This is a genomic window from Nocardiopsis sp. NPDC055551 (assembly GCF_053619415.1).
Genome location: NZ_JBSHJJ010000016.1, coordinates 168010 through 189358 on the forward strand (window position 1 = coordinate 168010; position 21349 = coordinate 189358).

At 68.9% G+C, this 21349-nt stretch carries 16 protein-coding genes; 5 read left to right on the forward strand and 11 right to left on the reverse strand.

Going from position 1 to position 21349, the window contains the following annotated elements; genetic code table 11:
- The first annotated feature begins 134 nt into the window (after nucleotides 1-134).
- The 3 genes from chvE to mmsB are packed head-to-tail and all read left to right on the forward strand — an operon-like array spanning nucleotide 135 to nucleotide 4032.
- Nucleotides 135-1226: a multiple monosaccharide ABC transporter substrate-binding protein gene (gene chvE / locus ACWGSK_RS25940; RefSeq protein WP_358513239.1), complete on the forward strand. Its 1092-nt coding sequence runs from the start codon at nucleotides 135-137 to the stop codon at nucleotides 1224-1226.
- Nucleotides 1223-2800: an ATP-binding cassette domain-containing protein gene (locus tag ACWGSK_RS25945; RefSeq protein WP_452457007.1), complete on the forward strand. Its 1578-nt coding sequence runs from the start codon at nucleotides 1223-1225 to the stop codon at nucleotides 2798-2800. Before chvE ends, ACWGSK_RS25945 begins: the two co-directional genes overlap by 4 nt.
- 35 nt (nucleotides 2801-2835) lie before the next feature.
- Complete coding sequence (mmsB, locus tag ACWGSK_RS25950; RefSeq protein ID WP_452457020.1) at nucleotides 2836-4032, forward strand: multiple monosaccharide ABC transporter permease; 1197 nt, start codon at nucleotides 2836-2838, stop codon at nucleotides 4030-4032.
- Between the two features lie 312 nt (nucleotides 4033-4344).
- Here the strand turns inward: mmsB and ACWGSK_RS25955 are convergent, their stop codons facing one another.
- The 11 genes from ACWGSK_RS25955 to ACWGSK_RS26005 form a co-directional block, all read right to left on the reverse strand.
- A complete protein-coding gene (locus ACWGSK_RS25955; protein WP_452457008.1) occupies nucleotides 4345-6399 on the reverse strand; it encodes a beta-galactosidase in 2055 nt (684 codons plus the stop codon).
- A gap of 71 nt (nucleotides 6400-6470) precedes the next feature.
- The gene (locus ACWGSK_RS25960; protein WP_452457009.1) at nucleotides 6471-7799 is read right to left on the reverse strand and encodes an ABC transporter substrate-binding protein; all 1329 of its coding nucleotides are present in this window, start codon (nucleotides 7797-7799) and stop codon (nucleotides 6471-6473) included.
- Between the two features lie 30 nt (nucleotides 7800-7829).
- Nucleotides 7830-8750 carry a carbohydrate ABC transporter permease gene (locus tag ACWGSK_RS25965; RefSeq protein ID WP_452457010.1) on the reverse strand — a complete coding sequence of 307 codons (921 nt, stop codon included), beginning with the start codon at nucleotides 8748-8750 and terminating at the stop codon, nucleotides 7830-7832.
- A 3-nt stretch (nucleotides 8751-8753) separates the two neighbouring features.
- Nucleotides 8754-9677: a carbohydrate ABC transporter permease gene (locus ACWGSK_RS25970; RefSeq protein ID WP_452457011.1), complete on the reverse strand. Its 924-nt coding sequence runs from the start codon at nucleotides 9675-9677 to the stop codon at nucleotides 8754-8756.
- Between the two features lie 163 nt (nucleotides 9678-9840).
- Entirely contained in the window at nucleotides 9841-10884 is a 1044-nt protein-coding gene (locus tag ACWGSK_RS25975; RefSeq protein WP_358513261.1) for a LacI family DNA-binding transcriptional regulator, read from the reverse strand.
- A gap of 94 nt (nucleotides 10885-10978) precedes the next feature.
- Nucleotides 10979-12013, reverse strand: coding sequence for a LacI family DNA-binding transcriptional regulator (locus ACWGSK_RS25980; RefSeq protein WP_358513263.1), 1035 nt, complete (start codon nucleotides 12011-12013; stop codon nucleotides 10979-10981).
- A 167-nt stretch (nucleotides 12014-12180) separates the two neighbouring features.
- On the reverse strand, nucleotides 12181-12498 hold the full coding sequence (locus tag ACWGSK_RS25985) for an L-rhamnose mutarotase (protein ID WP_452457012.1): 318 nt from the start codon (nucleotides 12496-12498) through the stop codon (nucleotides 12181-12183).
- Nucleotides 12499-12514: 16 nt separating this feature from the next.
- On the reverse strand, nucleotides 12515-13576 hold the full coding sequence (gene rhaS, locus ACWGSK_RS25990) for a rhamnose ABC transporter substrate-binding protein (protein ID WP_358513267.1): 1062 nt from the start codon (nucleotides 13574-13576) through the stop codon (nucleotides 12515-12517).
- Nucleotides 13573-14607 (reverse strand): ABC transporter permease, encoded by a 1035-nt coding sequence (locus ACWGSK_RS25995; RefSeq protein WP_358513269.1) that lies wholly within the window; start codon nucleotides 14605-14607, stop codon nucleotides 13573-13575. The genes rhaS and ACWGSK_RS25995 overlap by 4 nt, the downstream gene beginning before the upstream one ends.
- A complete protein-coding gene (locus ACWGSK_RS26000) occupies nucleotides 14597-15619 on the reverse strand; it encodes an ABC transporter permease (RefSeq protein ID WP_452457021.1) in 1023 nt (340 codons plus the stop codon). The genes ACWGSK_RS25995 and ACWGSK_RS26000 overlap by 11 nt, the downstream gene beginning before the upstream one ends.
- 2 nt (nucleotides 15620-15621) lie before the next feature.
- Nucleotides 15622-17148, reverse strand: coding sequence for a sugar ABC transporter ATP-binding protein (locus ACWGSK_RS26005; protein ID WP_452457013.1), 1527 nt, complete (start codon nucleotides 17146-17148; stop codon nucleotides 15622-15624).
- A 255-nt stretch (nucleotides 17149-17403) separates the two neighbouring features.
- Here ACWGSK_RS26005 and ACWGSK_RS26010 point away from each other — a divergent pair, with 255 nt between their 5' ends.
- A complete protein-coding gene (locus tag ACWGSK_RS26010; RefSeq protein ID WP_452457014.1) occupies nucleotides 17404-18492 on the forward strand; it encodes a LacI family DNA-binding transcriptional regulator in 1089 nt (362 codons plus the stop codon).
- Between the two features lie 778 nt (nucleotides 18493-19270).
- The gene (locus tag ACWGSK_RS26015) at nucleotides 19271-20635 is read left to right on the forward strand and encodes a DUF222 domain-containing protein (RefSeq protein ID WP_452457015.1); all 1365 of its coding nucleotides are present in this window, start codon (nucleotides 19271-19273) and stop codon (nucleotides 20633-20635) included.
- The last annotated feature ends 714 nt before the right edge of the window (nucleotides 20636-21349 follow it).

Consider the following 21349-nt stretch of genomic DNA (forward strand, 5'->3'; position numbering starts at 1 on the left):
CCCTCGACCGGCCGAGGACGTGCACCTGTCCGAGGGCACGCTCACCGCGGTCCTGCCGCCCGTGTCCTGGTCCGTCATCACCCTGCCCCCGGTCAGGGTCGACCCACCCCAACCGAGTACGGAAGAAGGCCCCGATGCCCCGACCATCACTCCTGTCCGTCGCCGCCTCCCTCTCCGGCGTCGCACTGCTACTGACCGCCTGCAACGGTGTGGGCGACGCCGCCCGCCCCGACGGTGAGAACGGCGTCATCGGCATCGCCATGCCCACCCAATCCTCCGAACGCTGGATCGACGACGGCGACAACATGGTCGCCGAGTTCGAGGACCGCGGCTACGGAACCGACCTGCAGTACGCCGAGGACATCGTCGAGGACCAGGTCGCCCAGATCGAGAACATGATCACCCGAGGCGTGGACGCCCTGGTCATCGCCTCCATCGATGGTGAGGCCCTGGGCGACGTCCTCGACATGGCCGCCGACGGCGACATCCCGGTGATCGCCTACGACCGGCTCATCATGGGCAGCGAGCACGTCGACTACTACGCCACCTTCGACAACTTCGAGGTCGGCGTCCTCCAGGGGCAGTACATCGTCGACACCCTGGACCTGGAGAACGAGGACGGCCCGTTCAACATCGAGCTGTTCGGCGGCTCCCCCGACGACAACAACGCCTACTTCTTCAACGACGGCGCGATGTCGGTCCTGCAACCCCACATCGACGACGGCACGCTGGAGGTCCTGAGCGGCCAGACCTCCATGGAGCAGATCGCCACCACCCGCTGGGACGGTTCCATCGCCCAGTCCCGCATGGACAACCTGCTCAGCGCCAACTACTCCGACGAGGAGGTGCACGCGGTCCTGTCGCCCTTCGACGGCATCAGCCTGGGGGTGATCGAGTCCCTGCGCGCGGTGGGCTACGGCACCGAGGAGCAACCGCTTCCCGTCATCACGGGTCAGGACGCCGACCTGTCGTCGGTGCGCTCCATCGTCGCCGGGGAGCAGACCCAGACGGTCTTCAAGGACACCCGCGCCCTGGCCTCCCAGACCGTGGACATGACCGAGGCCCTTCTCAACGACGAGGAGGTGCCGGTCAACGACACCGAGTCCTACGACAACGGGGTCCAGGTCGTTCCGTCCTTCCTGCTGGAACCGGTCTCGGTGGACCTGGACAACTACCACGAGGTCCTGGTCGAGGGCGGCTACTACGAGGAGTCCGAGCTCGAATGAGCACCGCTTACACCATTCCCGACTCCCCGGGGCCCCTGCTGCGGATGAGCGACATCCGCAAGGAGTTCCCCGGGGTACGGGCCCTGGACGGGGTCTCCCTGGAGGTGGCCCCCGGCAGCGTCCACGCGCTGATGGGTGAGAACGGGGCGGGCAAGTCCACGTTGATGAAGGTGCTCAGCGGGGTGCACCCGGCCGGTTCCTACACCGGGTCGGTGGAGATCGACGGCGAGCAGCGGGCGTTCTCCGACGTGGTCGCCGCCGAACGCGCCGGGATCGCCATCATCCATCAGGAACTGGCGCTGATCCCCCAACTCTCCATCAGCGAGAACGTCCTGTTGGGCCATGAGGAGACCCGGTTCGGCGTCATCGACTGGGGCGCCACCCACGCCCGCGCCCGTGAACTGCTGTTGCGCGTGGGCCTGGACGAGAACCCCGCCCTGCCCGTCTCCGCGCTGAGCATCGGTGCCCAACAGTTGGTGGAGATCGCCAAGGCCCTGGCCAAACGGGTGCGGCTGCTGGTGCTGGACGAGCCGACCTCCGCGCTCAACGAGGCCGAGAGCGACCGCCTGCTGGAGCTGCTGTCGGACCTGCGCGAGCAGGGCGTGGCCTGCGTGCTGATCTCGCACAAGCTCGGTGAGGTGATGCGGGTCAGCGACGAGGTCACCATCCTGCGCGATGGCCGCACCGTGGAGACCCTGACGGTGGAACGCGACGCCCAGGGGCGGCCATCGGTCGACGAGGACCGTGTCATCCGCGGCATGGTCGGCCGCGACCTGGACCAGCGCTACCCACCGGGTGAGGGCGCCGTCGGCCCGGTCCGCTTCGAGGTGCGCGACTGGACCGTGGACCACCCCACCCAGGCCGGACGGCGCATCGTGGACGGGGCGGACCTCGACATCGGGACCGGTGAGGTCGTGGGACTGGCCGGACTGATGGGAGCCGGGCGCACCGAGTTCGCCATGAACCTGTTCGGGCGCTCCTATGGCCGCTACGTCCGAGGTTCCCTGCTGCGGGACGGCGAGGAACTGCGCATGGGCGACGTCGCCGACGCGATCGCCGCGGGGGTCGCCTACGTGCCCGAGGACCGCAAGTCCCTGGGTCTGGTCCTGGACGACGACATCCGGCACAACACCACCATGGCCGCGCTCGGGCGGATCTCCCGCCGGGGCGTCATCGACCCGGGCCTGGAGACGGTGGAGGCCCAACGGATGAGCGAACGCATGCGGGTGCGCAGCCGCGGGGTCGACCAGACGGTGCGCACCCTCAGCGGCGGCAACCAGCAAAAGGTCGTGCTGGGCAAGTGGATGTTCACCCGACCTGAACTGCTGATCCTCGACGAGCCCACCCGCGGCATCGACGTCGGGGCCAAGTACGAGATCTACCTGATCGTGCGCCGCCTGGCGGCCGAGGGGGCCTGCGTGCTGCTCATCTCCTCGGAGCTGCCGGAGCTCCTCGGCATGTGCGACCGCGTCTACGCCATGTGCGAGGGGCGTATCACCGGCGAGGTGCCCGGGGCCGACGCCGACCAGGAGACCCTGATGAGACTCATGACCCGAACCGGGGAAACGAAGTGAACCGACCGACCTCCTCACTCCCCCGCCTGCGGGAGATGCTGCGGGGACGCACCCGCCAGTACGGGATGGCCATCGCCCTGGTGGCCATCATCATCCTGTTCCAGATCCTCACCGGTGGGTTGCTGCTCACCCCGCTCAACGTCACCAACCTGATCATGCAGAACTCCTACATCCTGATCCTGGCGATCGGGATGATGCTGGTGATCATCACCGGACACATCGACCTGTCGGTCGGCTCGGTGGTGGCCTTCACCGGGGCGATGGCCGCGATCATGCTCAACTCGTGGGGTCTGCCGACCGTCGTGGTGGTACCGGCCGCGCTGCTGCTCGGCGCGCTCATCGGCGCCTGGCAGGGCTTTTGGATCGCCTACGTGGGGGTTCCGGCGTTCATCGTCACCCTGGCCGGGATGCTGGTGTTCCGCGGCGCCACGCTCGCGGTGCTGGGCGGAGAGTCCATCGCCCCGTTGCCGCAATCGCTGCGGGTGATCGCCAGCGGTTTCCTGCCCGGGCGGAGCGACGGACCACACCTTCCCACCCTCCTCCTCGGGGTGGCCGGGGCCGCCGTGATCGTGTGGATCCAGTGGCGCTCGCGGGCCCGTTCACGCGCCCGGGAGCTGCCGGTCGCTCCGGTCGCGGTCACCGCCACCGGGTCGGTGCTGGTGGTCGCCGCCATCATGGCGTTCACCTACGTGGTGGCCGAGCACAACGGGCTTCCGCTGGTGGGCGTACTGCTGATCGCGCTCATCGTGGGCTACGCGTTCGTGATGCGCTCCACCACCATGGGTCGGCGCGTGTACGCCGTGGGCGGCAGCGAGCGGGCCGCCGCGCTCTCCGGGATCCGCACCAAACGGACCACGTTCTGGGTGTTCGTGAACATGGGGGTGCTCTCGGCGCTGGCCGGGCTGGTCTTCACCGGACGTCTGAACGCCGCGACCCCCGGCGCGGGCACCATGTTCGAACTGGACGCCATCGCGGCGGCCTTCATCGGCGGCGCCTCCGCGGCCGGTGGGGTGGGCAGCGTCGTCGGCGCGGTGATCGGTGCCCTGGTCATGGGCGTGCTCAACAACGGGATGTCGCTGATCGGGCTGGGCGTGGACTGGCAGCAGCTCATCAAGGGCCTGGTGTTGTTGCTGGCCGTGGCCTTCGACATCTACAACAAGCGCCGCGTCGGAGGCGCGGCGCCGATCATGCCGAAGTTGCGGTCGCACCGCAAACCTCCACGGGACCCATAGCATGTCGGGGTTCGTGAGCGAGGTGTGAGGAAGTGGCATGATCAGAGTTCTCCCGGCCCAGGACGCGGACGTGAGTACGGGGAGCGACGTGGCCCCGCGCTTCCTCCCTGGCCGACCCCCGAGGCCAGGAGCCGCCCGGACTCCGGTGCCGGTGATCACGCCGATACGGCAGGGCGACGGTGGCCACCTGCGCCCGTTTCGCCGTGTCCTTCAACCTGCTCGTCCCCGACATCTCCTACTGAGTCCGCCACCTTGAAGCGCTGTCCACGGGAGCCTCTCCCGTGGACAGCGCTTTCTCAGGACAGCGCTTTCTCAGGCCGTGGGCAGGCGCCACGCGGTGATGCCGCGCGGTGCCAGGACGTGGGTCCCCGCGCCGGACGTGGTGACCCCCGTCAACGGGGCGCCCGACAGGCCGCGGAGTTCGACGGGTTCGTCGGTGCGATTGGTCAGGAAGCGGTACTCGGCGTCATCGTCGGCACGCACGGTCAGCTCCACCCGGCCGCGCAACCCCTCGGGGAGTTCGCCGTCGATCCCGGCGTCGGCCAACAGGCGGCCGAGCAGGGCGACTCGGTGGGCCTCGTCCAAACGGGTCGAGACGTAGGCGGCGCCACCACCGCCGGGCAGCGCGCGACGGGTCAACGCCGCTCCTCCCGCCAGGGGACCGTCGGCGTAACGGGCCAGGACCTCGGTCTCGGCCGAGGTGACGGTGATCCGGTCCGACCACACCGTTCCCGAGGAACCGTCGTCCAGGCCCACGCTCGCGCCCTCGGGCAGGGGCGCGAACTCCTCGATCCGAAGACCCAGCAGGTCGCGCAACGGCCCCGGATAGCCGCCCAGGTGGACGTGATCGTTCTCGTCGACGATCCCGGAGAAGTAGGTGGTGACCAGGTGCCCACCGCCCAAGGCGTACTCCTTCAGGCGTTCGGCGGTGGCCTCGGGCAGCACGTGCAGCAGGGGCGCGACCACCAGGTCGTAGGCCTCCCAGTCGGCGTCGGTGGGCAGCACGTCCACACGCACGCCCACCTCAAGGAAAGCGGTGTACCAGTCCAGGGCCTCGCGGTGCACGTCCAACAGCGAACTGGGCAGCGAGTCGCGGCTCACCGCCCACCTGGACTCCCAGTCGAAGACGATGGCGGCCCGAGCTGGCAGCCGCCGCGATCCGGCGACCTCGGCCAGGTCCTCGGCCAACACCCGCCCCAGTTCGGTCACGTCCCGAAAGACCCGGCTCTCGGCACCGGTGTGCGGCACCATCGCCGAGTGGTACTTCTCCGCACCGGCCGCCGACTGTCGCCACTGGAAGAAACACACGGCGTCGGCGCCGTGCGCCACGTGCAGCAGGGAGTCGCGTGCCATCTCACCCGGGGCCTTGGGCGGGTTGACCGAGCGCCAGTTGACCGCGCTGGTGGAGTGCTCCATCAAGTACCAGGGGCGCCCACGTGCCAGGCCGCCGGTGAGGTTGGCGCAGAAGGAGAGTTCGTCGGCGCCGCCGGGTTCGGGGCGCACGTAGTGGTCGTTGGAGACGAAGTCGACCTCGTGCGCCCAGTCGGCGTAGTTCATCTCCGAGACGTGGCCCATGACCATGAAGTTGGTGGTGATGGGGATGTCGGGAGTGATACGACGCAGGATAGCGCTTTCCGCCCGTAGGTGATCGAGCAGCGCGTCGGAGGAGAAACGCGCGAAGTCGAGCTGTTGGGTGGGGTTGACGTGCGAGGCGGCCAGCCGGGGCGGTAGGACCTGACCCCAGTCGGTGTAGCGCTGGGACCAGAAGTCGGTGGCCCAGGCGTGGTTGAGCCCGTCGACCGTGGTGTAACGCTCCCGCAGCCAGGCCCGGAAGGCGGTCGCGGCGTCCTCGGAGTAATCGTGGACGTTGTGGCAGCCCAGTTCGTTGGACACGTGCCAGGCGGCCAGGGCGGGGTGGTGACCGTAGCGTTCGGCCAGGGCGGTGGTCACCTCCAGCGCGTGGCGGCGGAACACCGGTGACGTGGGGCGCCAATGCTGGCGGGCACCGGGCCAGACGGTCTCACCGGTGCGGGTGACCGGCAGGATCTCGGGGTGAGCGGTGGCCAGCCAGGCGGGCGGCGAGGCGGTGGCGGTGGCCAGATCGACGGCGACGCCGTTCTCGTGCAACCGGTCCATGATCTCGTCCAGCCAGCCGAAGTCCCAGGTGTGGGGGTCCGGTCGCAGCCGCGACCAGGAGAACACCCCGAGGGTGACGATGTTGACCCCGGCGCGGCGCATCAGACGCAGGTCCTCCTCCCACACCCGGCGGGGCCACTGTTCGGGGTTGTAGTCGGCGCCGTAGCCGAATCGGGGGCGGGCGGGCCGGTCGGGCCAACGCGGCCAGTCACGCGAACCGGCGTCGGTCATGGTGTTTCCCTTCGAAGAACATGGGTGTGGTGGGGACGGCCGGGGCCGCCCCCACCGGGGTCGTGCCCCGGTCAGTCACCGGTGTCGACGGTGAATCCCTGGTCCTCGCCGTAACGGGCCGAGACGTCCTGCCAGTCGGCCAGCCCCTCGGCGAGGGTGGTGTCGGAGACGTAGGCCTGGCCCACGGTGTCGTTGAACAGCGAGTTGGCGTGGGCCTGGTAGGGCAGGTAGGCCCAGCCCTCGCGCACATTGGCCGCGGAGTCAGCGTAGACCTGGTTGACCTGCTGGCCACCGAAGTACTCGGACTCGATCGCCAGGAACTCCTCCGATTCCAGGTCGGCGACGGTCGCCGGGAAGGCGCCCTGGTCGATTCGGGCCTGGATCCCCTCACCGGCGTTGGCGTACTCGATGAAGGCGTAGGCGAGCGCCTGGTTCTCCGCGCCCACCGGCACCGCCAGGGCGCTGCCGCCGCTCTCGGCGCTGGAGGTCTCACCCTCTTCCCAGGCGGGCGGCGGGGCCACCCTCCAGGAACCGGCCCCGTCGGGGACCCCGGACTCCAGGTTCAGCCCCATCCACGCGCCGGTGACCAGGGTGGCGACACTGCCGTCGCCCAACGCCTGGTACCACTCGTCGCTCCAGGAGGTCACCGGTAGCAACAGGTCCTCGTCGATGAGCTGCTGCCAGGTGTCCGCGTAGCGGGCGGTGCCCTCGTCGGTGAAGTCGATGGTGACCTCCTCGCCCTCCACCGAGTAGGGCTGTCCACCCGCGTGCCAGATCCCGGTGGTGGTGCTGCCGGCGTCACCGTTGTCGGCGGCGATGCGCACGTCGGGGTCGGCCTCGGTGAGTTCCCGGGCCGCTTCGACGTACTCCTCCCAGGTGGTGGGGACCTCCACGTCGAGTTCATCGAAGACGTCCTGGTTGTAGAACAGGGCGATCGGCCCGGAGTCCATGGGCAGGGCGTGGATAGCGCCTTCCTCGCCCTGGACCGCGCCCCACGGTCCGGCCGTGTAGGACCCCTCCAGTTCCTCGGCCCCCAACGGGGCCAGGTCCACCAGGTGTCCGGCGATGGTGAACTGGCCCAGCGCGAAGTACTCGATGTGGGCGACGTCGGGCAGCCCCGACCCGGCGGACAACGCGTTCTGCAACGCGGTGTACTGCTCGTCGCCGGTACCGACGTTCTCCACGTTGACGGTGACGCCGGGGTGGGCCTCCTCGAAGCCCTCGGCGACCCGCTCCAGGGTGGGTTCCCAAGCCCAGACGGTGATCTCACCGCCCTCCTCCAAGGCGGTCGCGACGTCCTCGGCGGTGATGTCGGGGGCGGTGTCGTCACCGGAGCCACAGGCGCTCAGCGCCAGGCACAGTGCGCCGACCGCGGCGGCACGGGGTGCTCTGCTGTTCATCGGGGGGTCTCCTCGGTCGTGGTGGTGTGTTCAGCCCTTGAGGCTTCCGGCGGTCAGACCGGAACGCCAGTAGCGCTGCAGCATCAGGAAGGCGGCGATCAGCGGCACGATGGTCAACAGCGATCCGGTGATGACCAGGTGGAAGACGGGTTCGCCTCCGATGGTGGCGGCCTGGTCGTTCCAGGCGTCGAGCCCGAGCGTGAGCGGGAACCAGTCGGGGTCGCGGATCATGATCAGCGGCAGGAAGTAGTTGTTCCAGGTCGTCACCATGGTGAACAGCAGAACCGTGGCGGTTCCGGGAGCCAGCAGCGGCAACGCCACCGTGAAGAAGGTGCGGAGTTCCCCCGAGCCGTCGATGCGCGCCGCCTCCATCAGCTCCGTGGGCACCGCCTGGGCCGCGAAGACCCACATCAGGTACAGGCCGAAGGGCGAGATCAAGGAGGGGACGATGACCGACCAGGGGGTGTTGGTCAGGCCCATCTGGCTGAACATCAAGAACGTGGGCACGGCCAGGGCGGTGCCGGGCACCGCTGCCGCGCCCAGGACCACGGCGAAGACGGCGCGCCGCCCGGGGAAGTCGAACTTGGCCAGGGCGTAGCCGCCGAGCATCGCCAACAGGGTGGCTCCTCCCGCGCCCAGCACCACGTAGAGCACGGTGTTGAGCAGCCAACGCACGAACACCCCGTCGTCGTAGGTGAGCGTGGCGGCGATGTTGTCCAGCAGCGCGAAGTCGGAGCCGAACCACAGTCCGAAGCTGTCCAGCAGTGACTCCTGGCCCTTGGTGGCGTTGATGAGCAACCAGATCAGGGGCACCACGGAGTACAGCAGGGCCAGTCCGGTGATCAGGGTCAGGACGACGCTGGGGCGCCGGCGGGGCGATCCCTGCGGGCCGGGCGCGGAGCGGCGACGGGGCCGGGGCCGGGGTGAGCGGAGCGGGGTGGGGGTGCCCATGGTTCACGCGGCCTTTCGCATGCCGAACAGCTGGACCGCGTAGGCGATGACCATGGTCAACAGCCCCATGATGATCGCCACCGCCGCGGCGTAGTTCTGCTGCTGGCCGGAGAAGGCCAACGAGTAGGTGTAGAGGTTGGGCGTGTAGCCGGAGGTGATGGCGTTGGGCGCCAGACTCTGCAGGATGCTGGGTTCGTTGAACAGTTGGAAGCTGCCGATGATGGAGAAGATCGCCGCGATCACCAGGGCCCCGCGCAGGGCGGGGAGCTTGATCGCGGCGATCACCCGCAGCTGGCCGGCCCCGTCGACCTCGGCCGCCTCGTACAGGTTGTGCGGCACCGTGCGCAGCGCCGAGTACAGGATGAGCATGTTGTATCCGACGAACTGCCAGGTGACGATGTTGCCGATCGAGGCGAGGATGACGCCGGGGGCGAGCGGGTCGGGCAGGGTCACGCCCAGCAGGTCGTTGGCGTTGCCGACGAGCCCGAACCGGGTGCCGTACATGAAGCCCCACATCAGGGTGGCCACCACGGCGGGGACCGCGTAGGGCAGGAAGATCGAGATGCGGAAGAAGTCGCGCCCGTAGAGTCGACCGCTGTCCAGGGCCAGGGCCAGGAGCAGCGCCAGGAACAGCATGATCGGCACCTGGACGGCGAGGAAGAGCGTCACCCTGGACACCGAGTCCCAGAACACCGGGTCGGTGAGGGCTCCGCGGTAGTTCTCCAGGCCCACGAACAAGGTGCCGCCGACCAATTGGTCGCGGTACACGCTCAGATAGAGCGAGTACAGGATCGGTGCCACGAAGACCAACGCGAAGACGGTCATGAACGGGGCGAGGAAACCCCACCCGGTCCAGCGTCTTCGGGGTCGGCTCCGCGCCGGTGGCCCGTCCGGTGAGGGTGCGGTGGGTGCGGTCGTCGGCGTCATGGGGGGTCCCTCGTCGTGCACTCCGTGTCGACCACGGCCAGGCCCCGGTGCTGGGGGCGGGGGGTGGGCACCAAGCGATGTTTACGCAAACATTTCGGTGTCGGGAGTGTTGCACCGGGGTCGCCCGGAGGTCAAGGGGTCGGGCGCGGGAAACCTTCGCGGTTCACACCGAGGGCGGCGCGGTGCTGGCGCGTACCACCAGCTCGGTGGGCACCAGCGAGGCCCCGGGGCCGTCCGCCTCCCCGCGCAGCCGACGCAGCGCCCCGGCCACGAGTCGGCGCCCCACCTCATGGAAGTCCTGCCGGACGGTCGTCAGCGGCGGCAGGAACGACGCCGCCTCCGCGATGTCGTCGAACCCCACCACGCTCACGTCCTCGGGAACCGACCGGCCCCGCTCGTGCATCGCCCGCAGCACACCCAACGCCATCTGGTCGTTGGCCACGAACACCGCCGTGCACTCGGGATCGGCTGCCAGATCCAGCCCCGCCCGGTAGCCGCCTTCGGCCGACCAATCGCCGTGGATCGGCTCGGGGATCGGGCACCCGCTCTCCCCCAGTCGCTCCCGCCAGGCGCGGGCCCGGTGTTCCGCGCAGAAGGACTCCCTCGGGCCGGCCAGATGATGCACCGTCCGATGTCCCAGGTCGAGCAGGTGCGAGACCGCCGAACGTGTTCCGCCCCTTTGGTCGGTGTCGACCATGCCGTACCGATCGTCGGCTTCGGAGTCGGCCACGACCACGTGCAACCCCTGCGGCAACCGGACGTCGGCGGCGTCCAACAGGTGGACCTCCATGATGACGATGACGGCGTCCACCGCCAGCTCGCCCAGCCGGGTGAAGGCACCCAGCACCCCGTCCTGGGTGGGCACCGCCACCGGGATGAGCGTGATCGCGTACCCCTCCTGGGCGGCGGAACCCGCGATCGCCTCCAGCGTGCGCAACGTGCCCGTGGTCGACAGGGTGAACACGATGACCCCGAGCGTGCGGAACTCGCCGCGTTTGAGGGCGCGCGCGGCGCTGTTGGGCCGGTAACCGAGCTCCTCCATGGCGGCCAGCACCCGTTCTCGGGTCTCGGGCACCACGCTGGGGCTGCCGTTGGAGACCCGGGAGACGGTCTGCGAGGAGACCCCGGCCAGTCGGGCCACGTCGGCCATGGAGACCCGGGCTCCGCGACGGCGTGCCCCCGCCACGGTCTCAGCGCCCTCGCCCATCCCCACGCCTCCGTGCCCCCTGGCGGCGTCTTCCCCGGCCGCCTCCTGCGTTCGACGGCGCTCAGTTTAGCCGGCACGGGGCGGAGCACCGGCCCTAGGCGGTCGGCGGCGCCGCCACGCTGTCGCGTTCGACCAGGGTGGGGGTGATGACGCTTCGCGTGGAACCGGTCCGTTCACCCGAGACCCGGGACAACAACACGCTCAGCGCCTCGGTGGCCACGGTGTCGAAATCGGGCCGCACCGTGGTCAACGGTGGAATGAAGTAGGCGGCCTCGGGCACGTCGTCGAAGCCCACCACGCTGACGTCGCCGGGCACCGAACGGCCGCGTTCGTGCATCGCCCGCAGGATCCCCAGGGCCAAATGGTCGTTGGCCGCGAACACCGCCGTGACCTCCGGCATTCGGGCCAACATCAGCCCCGCCCGGTAGCCCGATGCGGCGCTCCAGTCGGCCTGGCTGACCGGAGGAACCTCCGCGCCGGCCTCCTCCAAGGTCCGCTGCCAGCCGCGCAGTCGACCGGCGGCGTCGAACCAGTCCGCCGGGCCCGACACGTGCCAGACCGTCTCGTGTCCGGCCTCCAGCAGACACCGCGTGGCCAGTCGCGCCCCGGCCTCCTGGTCCACGGTCACCAGGGTGCCCTCACGTTCGGGGTCGCCGTCCACCGTCACCACGGGAACGTCGGTGGGCACCTCGGCCAGGGCCTCGTCCGCCGCGCCGGTGGGGGCTATCACCACGATCCCGGCGGCCCGCTGTTCGCGGTGGTGTTCCACCGCGGCGGCGATGGAACCGTGGTCCAGGACCCGGACCCGGCGCACGCTGACCACGAACCCCCGCGCGGTGGCGGCCAGTTCGAAGGCGGCCAGCAGCGACGAGGGGCCGAAGAGCGTGGAGTTCTGCGCCACCACGCCCAGGAGCTGGGACTTCCCGGTCGCCAGGGTGCGGGCGGCCCGGTTGGGGCGGTAACCGAGCTGTTCGATGGCGGCGCGCACACGCAACCGGGTCTGCTCACGGACGTTGGGGTGTCCGTTGAGCACACGGGACACCGTCTGGTGGGAGACACCGGCGAGCCGAGCGACGTCCGTCATCGCGGGGTCACGGTTCACCCGGACGGGCGGGGAAGTGTGGTCCACCCAAAAACTCCTTGCCGGGGTTGGTGGGCGTTAACATACTGCACTGCCATTCCCGGGGCAATGGTCGGGAAGGTCGGAAAGTAGGGGTTCTCCACCCGGCTTGTTAGCGCTCACGCCACCGGCACGGGAAAACCCCGGTCGAGTAACCGACCGGGGCGTACGGATTCCTAGGGAAGGTGGAAGACCTCGGTCAGCGGAAGCATCCCCTCATCGGGGCGACCGTCCAGGTCCTCGAAGAGAGGCGCCATCTCCGCCTGCCAGCGGGCGTTGACCTCGGTCTTCGCCATGGCGGCACGGGCCGCGTCGAAGTCCTCGGTCTCCAGGTAGCCGATCACCATGCCCCGCTCGTCGGCGAACAGCGAGTAGTTGTGCCAACCGCTCTCCGACAGGGCCCGACGCATCTCGGGCCATACCTGGGCATGGCGCTCACGGTATTCCGCCAACCGATCCTGACGCACCTTCAGCACGAAACACACTCGTCGCATGCGTCCCCTTCCCGGGTCAGAAGTCGAAGTCGTCCACGTTGTCGGCGTCGAAGACCAGCGGCGGGCCCAGCACGACCTCGCCGTCGGTCTCGAACGTGAACTCGCCCAGGTCTCCGGCGGTGAAGGTCTCCCCCTGCGCGCCGGTGATCTGTCCTGCCTTGAGCGCGGCGCCGGTGTACCCGGCCAGGTAGCCCAGCTCGTGCGGGTTCCACAGCGCGAACCCATCGACCGTGCCGTCGTGCACGAACTCGCGCATCTGGTTGGGCGTGCCCAGGCCCGTCACCACCAGTTCGCCCTGGTACTCGGAATCGCTGACGTAGCGGGCCGCGGCGGCCAGGCCGACCGTGGTGGGCGAGACGACCGCGTCCAGGTCCGGGTGGGACTGCATCAGCCCCTGCATCTCCTGGAACGACTCCAGGTCGTCGTCGTTGCCGTAGACGGTGTCCACCAACTCCAGGTCGGCGTACTCGTCCTCCTGCAGGATCTGCTCCATCTCCTCGATCCACGCGTTCTGATTGGTGGCGTTGGGAGTGGCCGACAGGACCGCGAAGGTGCCCTCGCCGCCGAGCTGTTCCTCGACCATGTCCACCAGGGTCTGCCCGATGAGCCGGTTACTGGACTGGTTGACGAACACGTCGGTGCAGTTGGCGTTGGAGTCATAACCCACGATGACCGCGCCGTTGTCGCGCGCCTCGTTCAGGGACGGGCACACGGCGTCGGGGTCGTTGGCGGCGATGACGATGACGTCGCTGCCGGCCTGACTGGCGGCGTTGATGTACTCCACCTGGGAGTCGGCGGTGGCCTCGGTACCGCCCCGTTCGGTGGCCACGCCGCCCACTTCCTCCACCGCCTCCTGTCCCCCTGCGTCGACCAGGTCGAAGAACGGGTTGTTGAGCTGCTTGGGCAGGAAGTCGATGGCCAGGCCCTCGGGGATCTCCGCGTCCGGGTCGGCGGTTCCCGTGGGCCCCTGGGCGTCCTCGTCCTGGGCGTCGTCGATGGTGGTGCCGCCGCAAGCGGTGGCCAGCAGCATCACCGCCGCGGTCGCGGTGAGGAACGAATAGCGTCGGGGGTCGATCATGGTGTGTCTCCCTCGGGGGTACGGGATGCGAGTGGGCGTGCGCGCCGGGAGCGGACCCGGGCCACGAGGTTGGGTGTGACGACGGAGGCGATGAGGATCGCGCCGGTGACGATGAGCAGGACATCGCTGCTGACGCCGAACAGCTGCAGGGCGTTGCGCAGGACACCGAGCAACAACACGCCGCTCATCACGCCCAGGATCGAACCGACACCACCGAAGATGGACACCCCGCCGAGCAGGACGGCGGCCACGACCTGCAGTTCCAGGCCGAAGGCGGTGTCGGCGCGAGAGGTGCCGTACTGCAGGGTCCAAAAGAGCCCGGCCGAGGAGGCGACCACTCCGCTGAGCGTGAAAAGCCAGAACTTCGTCCACTTCACCGACACCCCGGAGAAGCGGGCGGCCTCGTCGTTGTTACCGATGTCGAACAGGGAACGTCCGGCGCCGGTGGCGTGCAGGAACACGGCGAAAAGCAGGGCGAGCACGAGGATCGCCACCGCGACCCAGGGCAGGCCCTCCACCCCGGGGAAGGGTGCGCGGGCCCCGCTCACCCAGTTCTGCGGGTAACTGGCCACGGCCCGATCCCCGAGCAGCACGTAGGCCAGGCCCCGGTACAGGGCCATGGTGCCGATGGTGACCGCCAGGGAGGGCAACCCCATCACGGTGACCAGCACCCCGTTGAGGGCGCCGAGCAGGGCACCGATCACCAGGCAGATCACCAGGGCCGTTTCGATCGGGACACCGGATTCCCACAGCACGCCCAGGGTGGCGCTGGTCAGGGCCAGGGTGGAGGCCACCGACAGGTCGATCTCCCCGGTGATGACGATGAGGGTCATCGGCAGGGCCATGAGGGCGATGGCGGCCACGCTCAACAACAGGAAGCTCGTGTTGCGACCGGTGGCGAACACGTCGACGAACATCGACGCGCACAACAACGCCACCACCAACGCGCCGACCACGGGGGCCTCGCGGGCCGACAGCAGGGTTCGGAACCTTCCAGGGGTGGGGGAAGGGGCGATGGTGTCAGGAGCCACGGGGACCTCCTCGGAGCCTGCGCGCCGAGCGCAGCGCCAGCAGCCGGTCCAGGCCGATGGCGGCCAGGATGAGCGCGCCGACGACGGCCTGGTGCCAGAACTGGTCGATCCGCCAGATGGGCAGGGCGGCGGTGATGGTGGTGAGCAGGATGGCACCCAGGGCAGCGCCGTAGACGGTGCCCACTCCCCCGGCGATGGCCACGCCGCCCACGACGGCGGCGGCCACGACCTGCAACTCCATGCCGAAGCCGACGGTGGAGTCGACGGTGCCGTAGCGGGCGGCGAAGAGGACCCCGGCCAGACCGGCCAGCGCGCCGTTGGCGACGAAGGCGGCCAGGACCCGGCGCCCCACGGAGATGCCGGACAGGCGGGCCGCCTCGACGTTGGAGCCGATGGCGTACAGCTCACGGCCCGAGCGGTAGTGGGACAGGAACAGGCCCACACCGACGACCACGACGATGGCGACGGCGGCGGGCAATGGTACGCCCAGGACACTCGACCGACCCAGGTCCAGGAAAGCGGAGGGCATGTCGTGGGCGTTGACCTGGCCACCGTCGGCCCACCAGTGGCCGAGTCCGCGGAAGGCGTAGAGCGTGCCCAGGGTGACGACCAGCGCGGGCACCTGGGCGAAGGTGACCAGGAAACCGTTCACCAAACCGCACAGGGCACCGACCACCACACCGGCGATGAGCACCACGGGGACGGGGAGCCCGGGGAAGGCCACGAAGAGGGTGCCGGTTCCGAAGGCCGACAGTCCCATCACCGAACCGACCGACAGGTCGACGTTCTTGGTGATCAGGACCAGTGCCTGGCCCACGGCCAGAACGGACAGCACGGTCGCACCGAGGAAGAGGTCGCGCACGCCCTGGCTGGAGAGGAACCCGGGATTGTTCAGCCACGTGGCCGCGATGAGCAGGACCACCGCCAGGAGCACACCGAGTTCACGCACCCGACGGGTGCGCCGGACGCGTCCGGTCGTGCTGGACACGACCGGGGTCTGGGTGTCGGTCACCGTCACGTCGTCCCCTTCCCCGCGGTCGTTCCGGTGGCCGCGTACATGACGGACTCCTCGGTGGCCTCGGATCGGTCGAGTTCGGCGGTGAGGCGCCCCTCGTGCATCACCAGGACACGGTCGGCCATGCCCAGGACCTCGGGGAGTTCGCTGGAGACCATCACCACGGCCACCCCTTCCCCCGCCAGGGTGGTGAGCAGACGGTGGACCTCGGCCTTGGTGCCCACGTCGATCCCGCGGGTGGGTTCGTCGACGAACAGGATCCGCGGTTCGGTGGACAGCCACTTGGCCAGTACGACCTTCTGCTGGTTGCCGCCGGACAGGGTGGAGACCGTGTCGGCCAGATCGCCGAACTTCAGGCGCAGACGCTCCCCCCAGTGGTGGGCCGCCTCGTTCTCCGCGCGCGAAGTCAGCAGGCCCGCGCGGCTGAGCGGACGGCGACGGGTGGCGGTGGCGTTGCGGGCGATGGAGGACTCCATGACCAGCCCCTGCTGGCGGCGGTCCTCTGGGACCAAGGCCATGTGGGCGGCCATCGCGGCCTTGGGCCGACCGGCGGGGAGCGGTCGACCGTGTACCCGAACCGCGCCGAGGTCGTAACGGTCCACCCCGAACACGGCGCGTACGACCTCGCTGCGTCCGGCGCCCACCAGCCCGGCCAGCGCGACGATTTCCCCGGCCCGCACCGTGAAGGAGACATCGGCGAAGACCCCTTGCCTGGTGAGCCCCTCCACCTCCAGGACGGTCTCACCGATGACGGCCTCCTGTTTGGGATAGAGGTCGTCGACGTCGCGGCCGACCATGCGGCGCACCACTGTGTCCACCTCCAGGTCGCCGGTGGGGTCACAGGAGACGAAGGATCCATCGCGCACGACCGTGACCCGGTCGCTGAGGGCGAACACCTCGTCGAAGCGGTGGGAGATGAACAGCAGCGCCGCTCCGGCGTCGCGCAAGGAGCGGGCGACCCGGAACAGGCGTTCGGCCTCCACCCCGGACAGCGCGGCGGTGGGTTCGTCCATGATCAGGGCCCGGGCGTCGCGGGTGATGGCCTTGGCGATCTCCACGAGCTGCTGGTCGGCGATGGACAGCCCGCGCGCGGGACGTTCGGGATCGACCTCCACACCCAGACGGGTGAACGCCTCCCTGGTCAGGCGACGCATGCGGGCCTTGTCGGTGGTGCCCCAACGGGTGCGGGGCTGGCGACCGACGAAGATGTTCTCGGTGACCGACAGGTCCGGGAAGAGGGTGGGTTCCTGGTAGATGACCGCGACCCCGGCCCGTTGGGCGTCGGCGGGGGCGGTGAACTCCACGCGTGCGCCGTCGACCAGCACACGGCCGTGGTCGGGGCGGTGCACTCCGGCCAGGGTCTTGACCAGGGTGGACTTGCCGGCCCCGTTCTCCCCTACCAGGGCGTGGATCTCGCCCGGGTGGAGTTCCAGGGACATGTTCCGAAGGGCGCGGACGTTGCCGAAGGCCTTGCTCACGTCGGCGAGGGAGAGGACGGGCGGACCCGTGGGGCCTCGAACCGCCATGCTGTCCTCCTTCCGTTGAGGACTCGCGTCGAGGTCGATACGCGGAGGGATCGGTGCGTGGGTCGGATCAGCAGACAAAACGTTTTAATATGAGGGTGATGTTAATTAGGCCACAGGCAGCCGTCAAGACATCCGGGAAACATCCTGATAAAGGGCCAGGACCGCCCACAACACCGCCCGGATCGGCGAGGGACGCCCCTCGCCCCTGAGTCACTTGTACGATTGACATTGACACGTTTCAATCACGGTGTGACCATGAGCGCACCTTCCAGGCTGGGAGTACCGCACGTGCCCGAGAACCCGAACCCCACCGCGGCCCGGCGCTCCGTCGGCATCACCCAGGTCGCGAAGCACGCGGGGGTCTCGCCCGGGACCGTGTCCAACGTCCTCAACCGCCCCGAACGAGTGGCCACGGAGACCAGGGAACGCGTCGAGGCCGCCATCCGCGAACTCGACTACGTGCGCAACTCCTCCGGCAGCAACCTGCGGTCCGGCCGCAGCGACTGCGTGGGACTACTGGTCCTGGACGTGACCAACCCCTACTTCACGGAGGTCGCGCGCGGAGTCGAGGACGAGGCGGTGGAGTCCGGCCTGGCGGTGCTGCTGCTCAACTCCGCCGAGGACCACACCCGACAGGAGCGCAACCTACGCCTGCTCGCCGGACAGCGCGCCGCCGGCGCGGTCGTCATGCCCATCGACGACGACCTGTCCGACCTACGCTGGTTGAGCAAACAAGGGATCCCCTGGGTCGCGCTGGACCGCGGCGACGTGCCCATCGAGGAAGGCTGCAGCGTCAGCGTCGACAACGAGGCCGGCGGACTGGCCGCCGGGCGCCACCTCATCGGGCTCGGCCACGAACGGATCGCTTTCCTGACCGGCCCCTTCTCCATCGACCAGGTCCACCGCCGCCACCAGGGTCTACTCCAAGCCGTCACCGAGGCGGGCCTGGACCCGGAGACCGCCCTCGACCTGGTGCACGTGCCCCAACTCAACCCCGAACAGGGCGAGAAGGCCGTGGACACCATCCTGGCCGGTGGGCCCCGCCAGCGTTCCACCGCGGTGTTCTGCGCCAACGATCAGCTCGCCCTGGGCTTCCTCAAGGGGCTTGGGCGACGTGGCCTACGCGCCCCCGACGACATCTCGGTGATGGGCTACGACGACATCGACGTCGCCGCCCTCGTGCATCCCGGGCTCACCACGGTCGCCCAGCCCAAGTACAAGCTGGGACGCACGGCGATGAGCCTGCTCCGGGAGCACTTCGACGACTCCGGCCACAGACACGAGCGCCAGCTCTTCACCCCGGAGATCGTGCTGCGCGGCTCGACGGCCGCACATCGGGCCTGAGTTGAGTTGACTGAGTTGGTTGAGCTGGCTGAGCTGAGCTGGCTGAGCTGAAGCTCGGGCGCGTCCGAGCGTTCGCGTGCATGCCCATGCTGATCTTGATTCAGTGCGAGTTTAAAACGATTCATCTTGGTGGGTGCGTGGGGCGCCTGGGCTAGATAACCCTGGGGTGGTTGGGCGGGGTGGGGGTGGGTTCTCCCTCCTTCCCCGCCGCGTGATTGTTGCCGCCCGCACCGCACGCGTCAAGGCAATGTCGTGTGCTCTGGCAGCGGGGCTGGTGGCCTTGACCCGTACGGCGCGGGCGGCGGTTTGGCGGCTATCGGGGAAGGGGGGAGAGTGGTTGAGGTCCCAACGGCCCTGCGGGCCTGCGGCCCACTCCGGCCGTGGCCGGCCGGATCCCTTCCCTTCCCTCTGGTGTCCTCGTTGAGCGCGTCGCCACTACGTGACGGGTCAGGCAACGAAGGACCCGCTACAGGTGGGGTTCGGGGCGGGGCGCGTCCCCGCGGTAGCCGGCTCTGGTCTTCACAGCGATGATCTTGCTCCTAGCGCCCATTTGGGCGCCCAACATGGCGCTACGGACAAGATCATTTCTCTTCAGAGCCCCTTCCCTCGAATTCGCCAGGAGTGTCTCCGCGATAGACGAATCCGACCATAGCGAAAAGAGGTTGCGGGCAACCCGAAACAGAGGCTCTCGCATAGCAGGAATGCCGGCCCCAGAATTCGGTTAATAAACTCGCGGGTAGGCCTGCCATTGTTGGGGGTGTTCGCATATAATCAGAGTATGAGCTTTCCTCCCCACGCACCGCGCCCGACCGGGAACACCCCGGTCGATAAGGCGATGGCGGGTGCGCGGGAGATCGCAGTGGAATTCTCCGAACGGGATATCCCGTTCGGGTGCGAAGCCGATGCGCTCGCACAGTTCGGCCGCCTCAACCAGGAAACAGACCGCATCCGCTACGGGATGCTGCCCGCCCTAGCCCGTATGGAGGCCACCGGCGCCCTGCTGGAAGAGGGCGGACAGCGCAGCATCCAGACGTGGATCACCCACCAGTGGGGCACCACCCCGGCCGAGGCCAAGAGCCTCGCCACCCTCGCCCGCGCCCTACACCGGCAGCAGCTGCCCTTGGTGGAAGAAGCGTTCGGGAAGCAGACTCTGTCTTTGGGTGAGGCGTGCGCCATCGCGACCTCCACCGAAAAAGCGACTACCGAGTGGGCGAAGGTCCTGGAAACTGCGGATGAGGAATTCCGTGCCCAGCGTCCTTCGGTGGAGGGGTTTCGGGCCCGGTTGGAATACGGGCTCATCGCCTATAAACAGGAATGCCCGCAGGCTTCGGTGCGCCAGTTGCGGGACGCGGCGAAATGGTTCGTGGCCCGCCTGGATCCGGATAAGGTCGACCGGGACTACGATGAAACGTTCGAGAACCGGGGCGCGCAGTTCTCGCCCACCTTCGAGGGTGGGTTCCTGCTACGGATGTGGGGGCCGGGGGCCGATAACGAGCTGATCCAGGCCGCCTTGGAGGCTTACACCGAGCCGTATGGGCCGGAGAACGCCGCCGTGGCGAAGCATCAGCGCATCTATGACGCGATGAGGCGGATCTTCGAGACCGCTCTGACTCACCGGGGTTGCTCCAGTCTGAGCCGCCAACCGTTGGCGACCCTGAACATCACCGTGCCGCTGAAGCGGTTCCTGGGTGATGGGTCGGCCGAGCCCGCCACTACCGAGGATGGTGTGGTGTTGCCTGATCAGATGGTGGCCCGTTTGACCCCCGAGAGTTGGTTGCGCCGGTTCGTGACCGATGCCCAGGGTCGGACTCTGTTGGATGTGGGGCGTAAGCAGCGGTGCGCTCCGGATCCGGTCCGTCAAGCGGCGGGGTTCAAGAAGCCCTACTGCGAGTGGCACCAGGGCTGTGACATGCCGCGTAGCTGGTCGCAGTACGACCACATCGTCCCCTTCTCCCACGGCGGGGTGACCAGTGCCGAGAACATGCAGGTGCTGTGCTCGACCCATAACCGGCTCAAGCACCGGTTGCAGGCCAAGGTGAACCGGCAGATCTGGGAGCACCACCACGCCCAGAACCGACAGGACACCGAGACCAGCGGATCCGGGGATGGTGAGGGGGAGCCAGCCCCAGCCACCTCCCCCTAACCACCACCCGCTTCCACGACCATGCGTTCCCGCCAGGTGGAACCCCACCCCGCCGCGACCACCCCGGTTGGGTGTCAGACCCCAAGGGCCCTGTGCCCTGTGGGGATATCGGCATGCCCAGGGGCAGAAACACCGCGAACCCCCGCCCAGAGCCATATCCCGGGGCCGGAGTGGCTCCCATCGGGGGTCTCGGCGCCACTGCCACCACAGGTACCGGCTCCCGCCCCAGGTACCGGCCCACCGGCACCACCAACCCCGTGCAACCCCGTGTTGTCTCTCCATCATGATGATCTTGCTCCTAGCGCCATGTTGGGCGCCCAACATGGCGCTACGAGCAAGATCATCGCTGAGAAGACCAGAGCCGGCCACCGCGAGGACGCGCCCCGCCCCGTGCCCCACCTGTAGCGGGCCCTTCGTGACCCGACCCGTCACGTAGTGGCGGCGCGCCCCACGAGGACACCAGAGGGAAGGGAAGGCATCCGGCCGCCTGCGGCCGGACCGGGCCCCCGGGGGCCCGAAGGGCCCGGGGCCGTTGGGACCTCAACCACTCTCCCCCTTCCCCGATAGCCGCCAAACCGCCGCCCGTGCCGCACGGGTCAAGGCCACCAGCCACAGCGTCACAGGACTCAACATTGCCTTGACGCGTGCGGTGCGGGCGGCAACAATCACGCGGCGGGGAAGGAGGGAGAACCCACCCCCACCCCGCCCAACAAC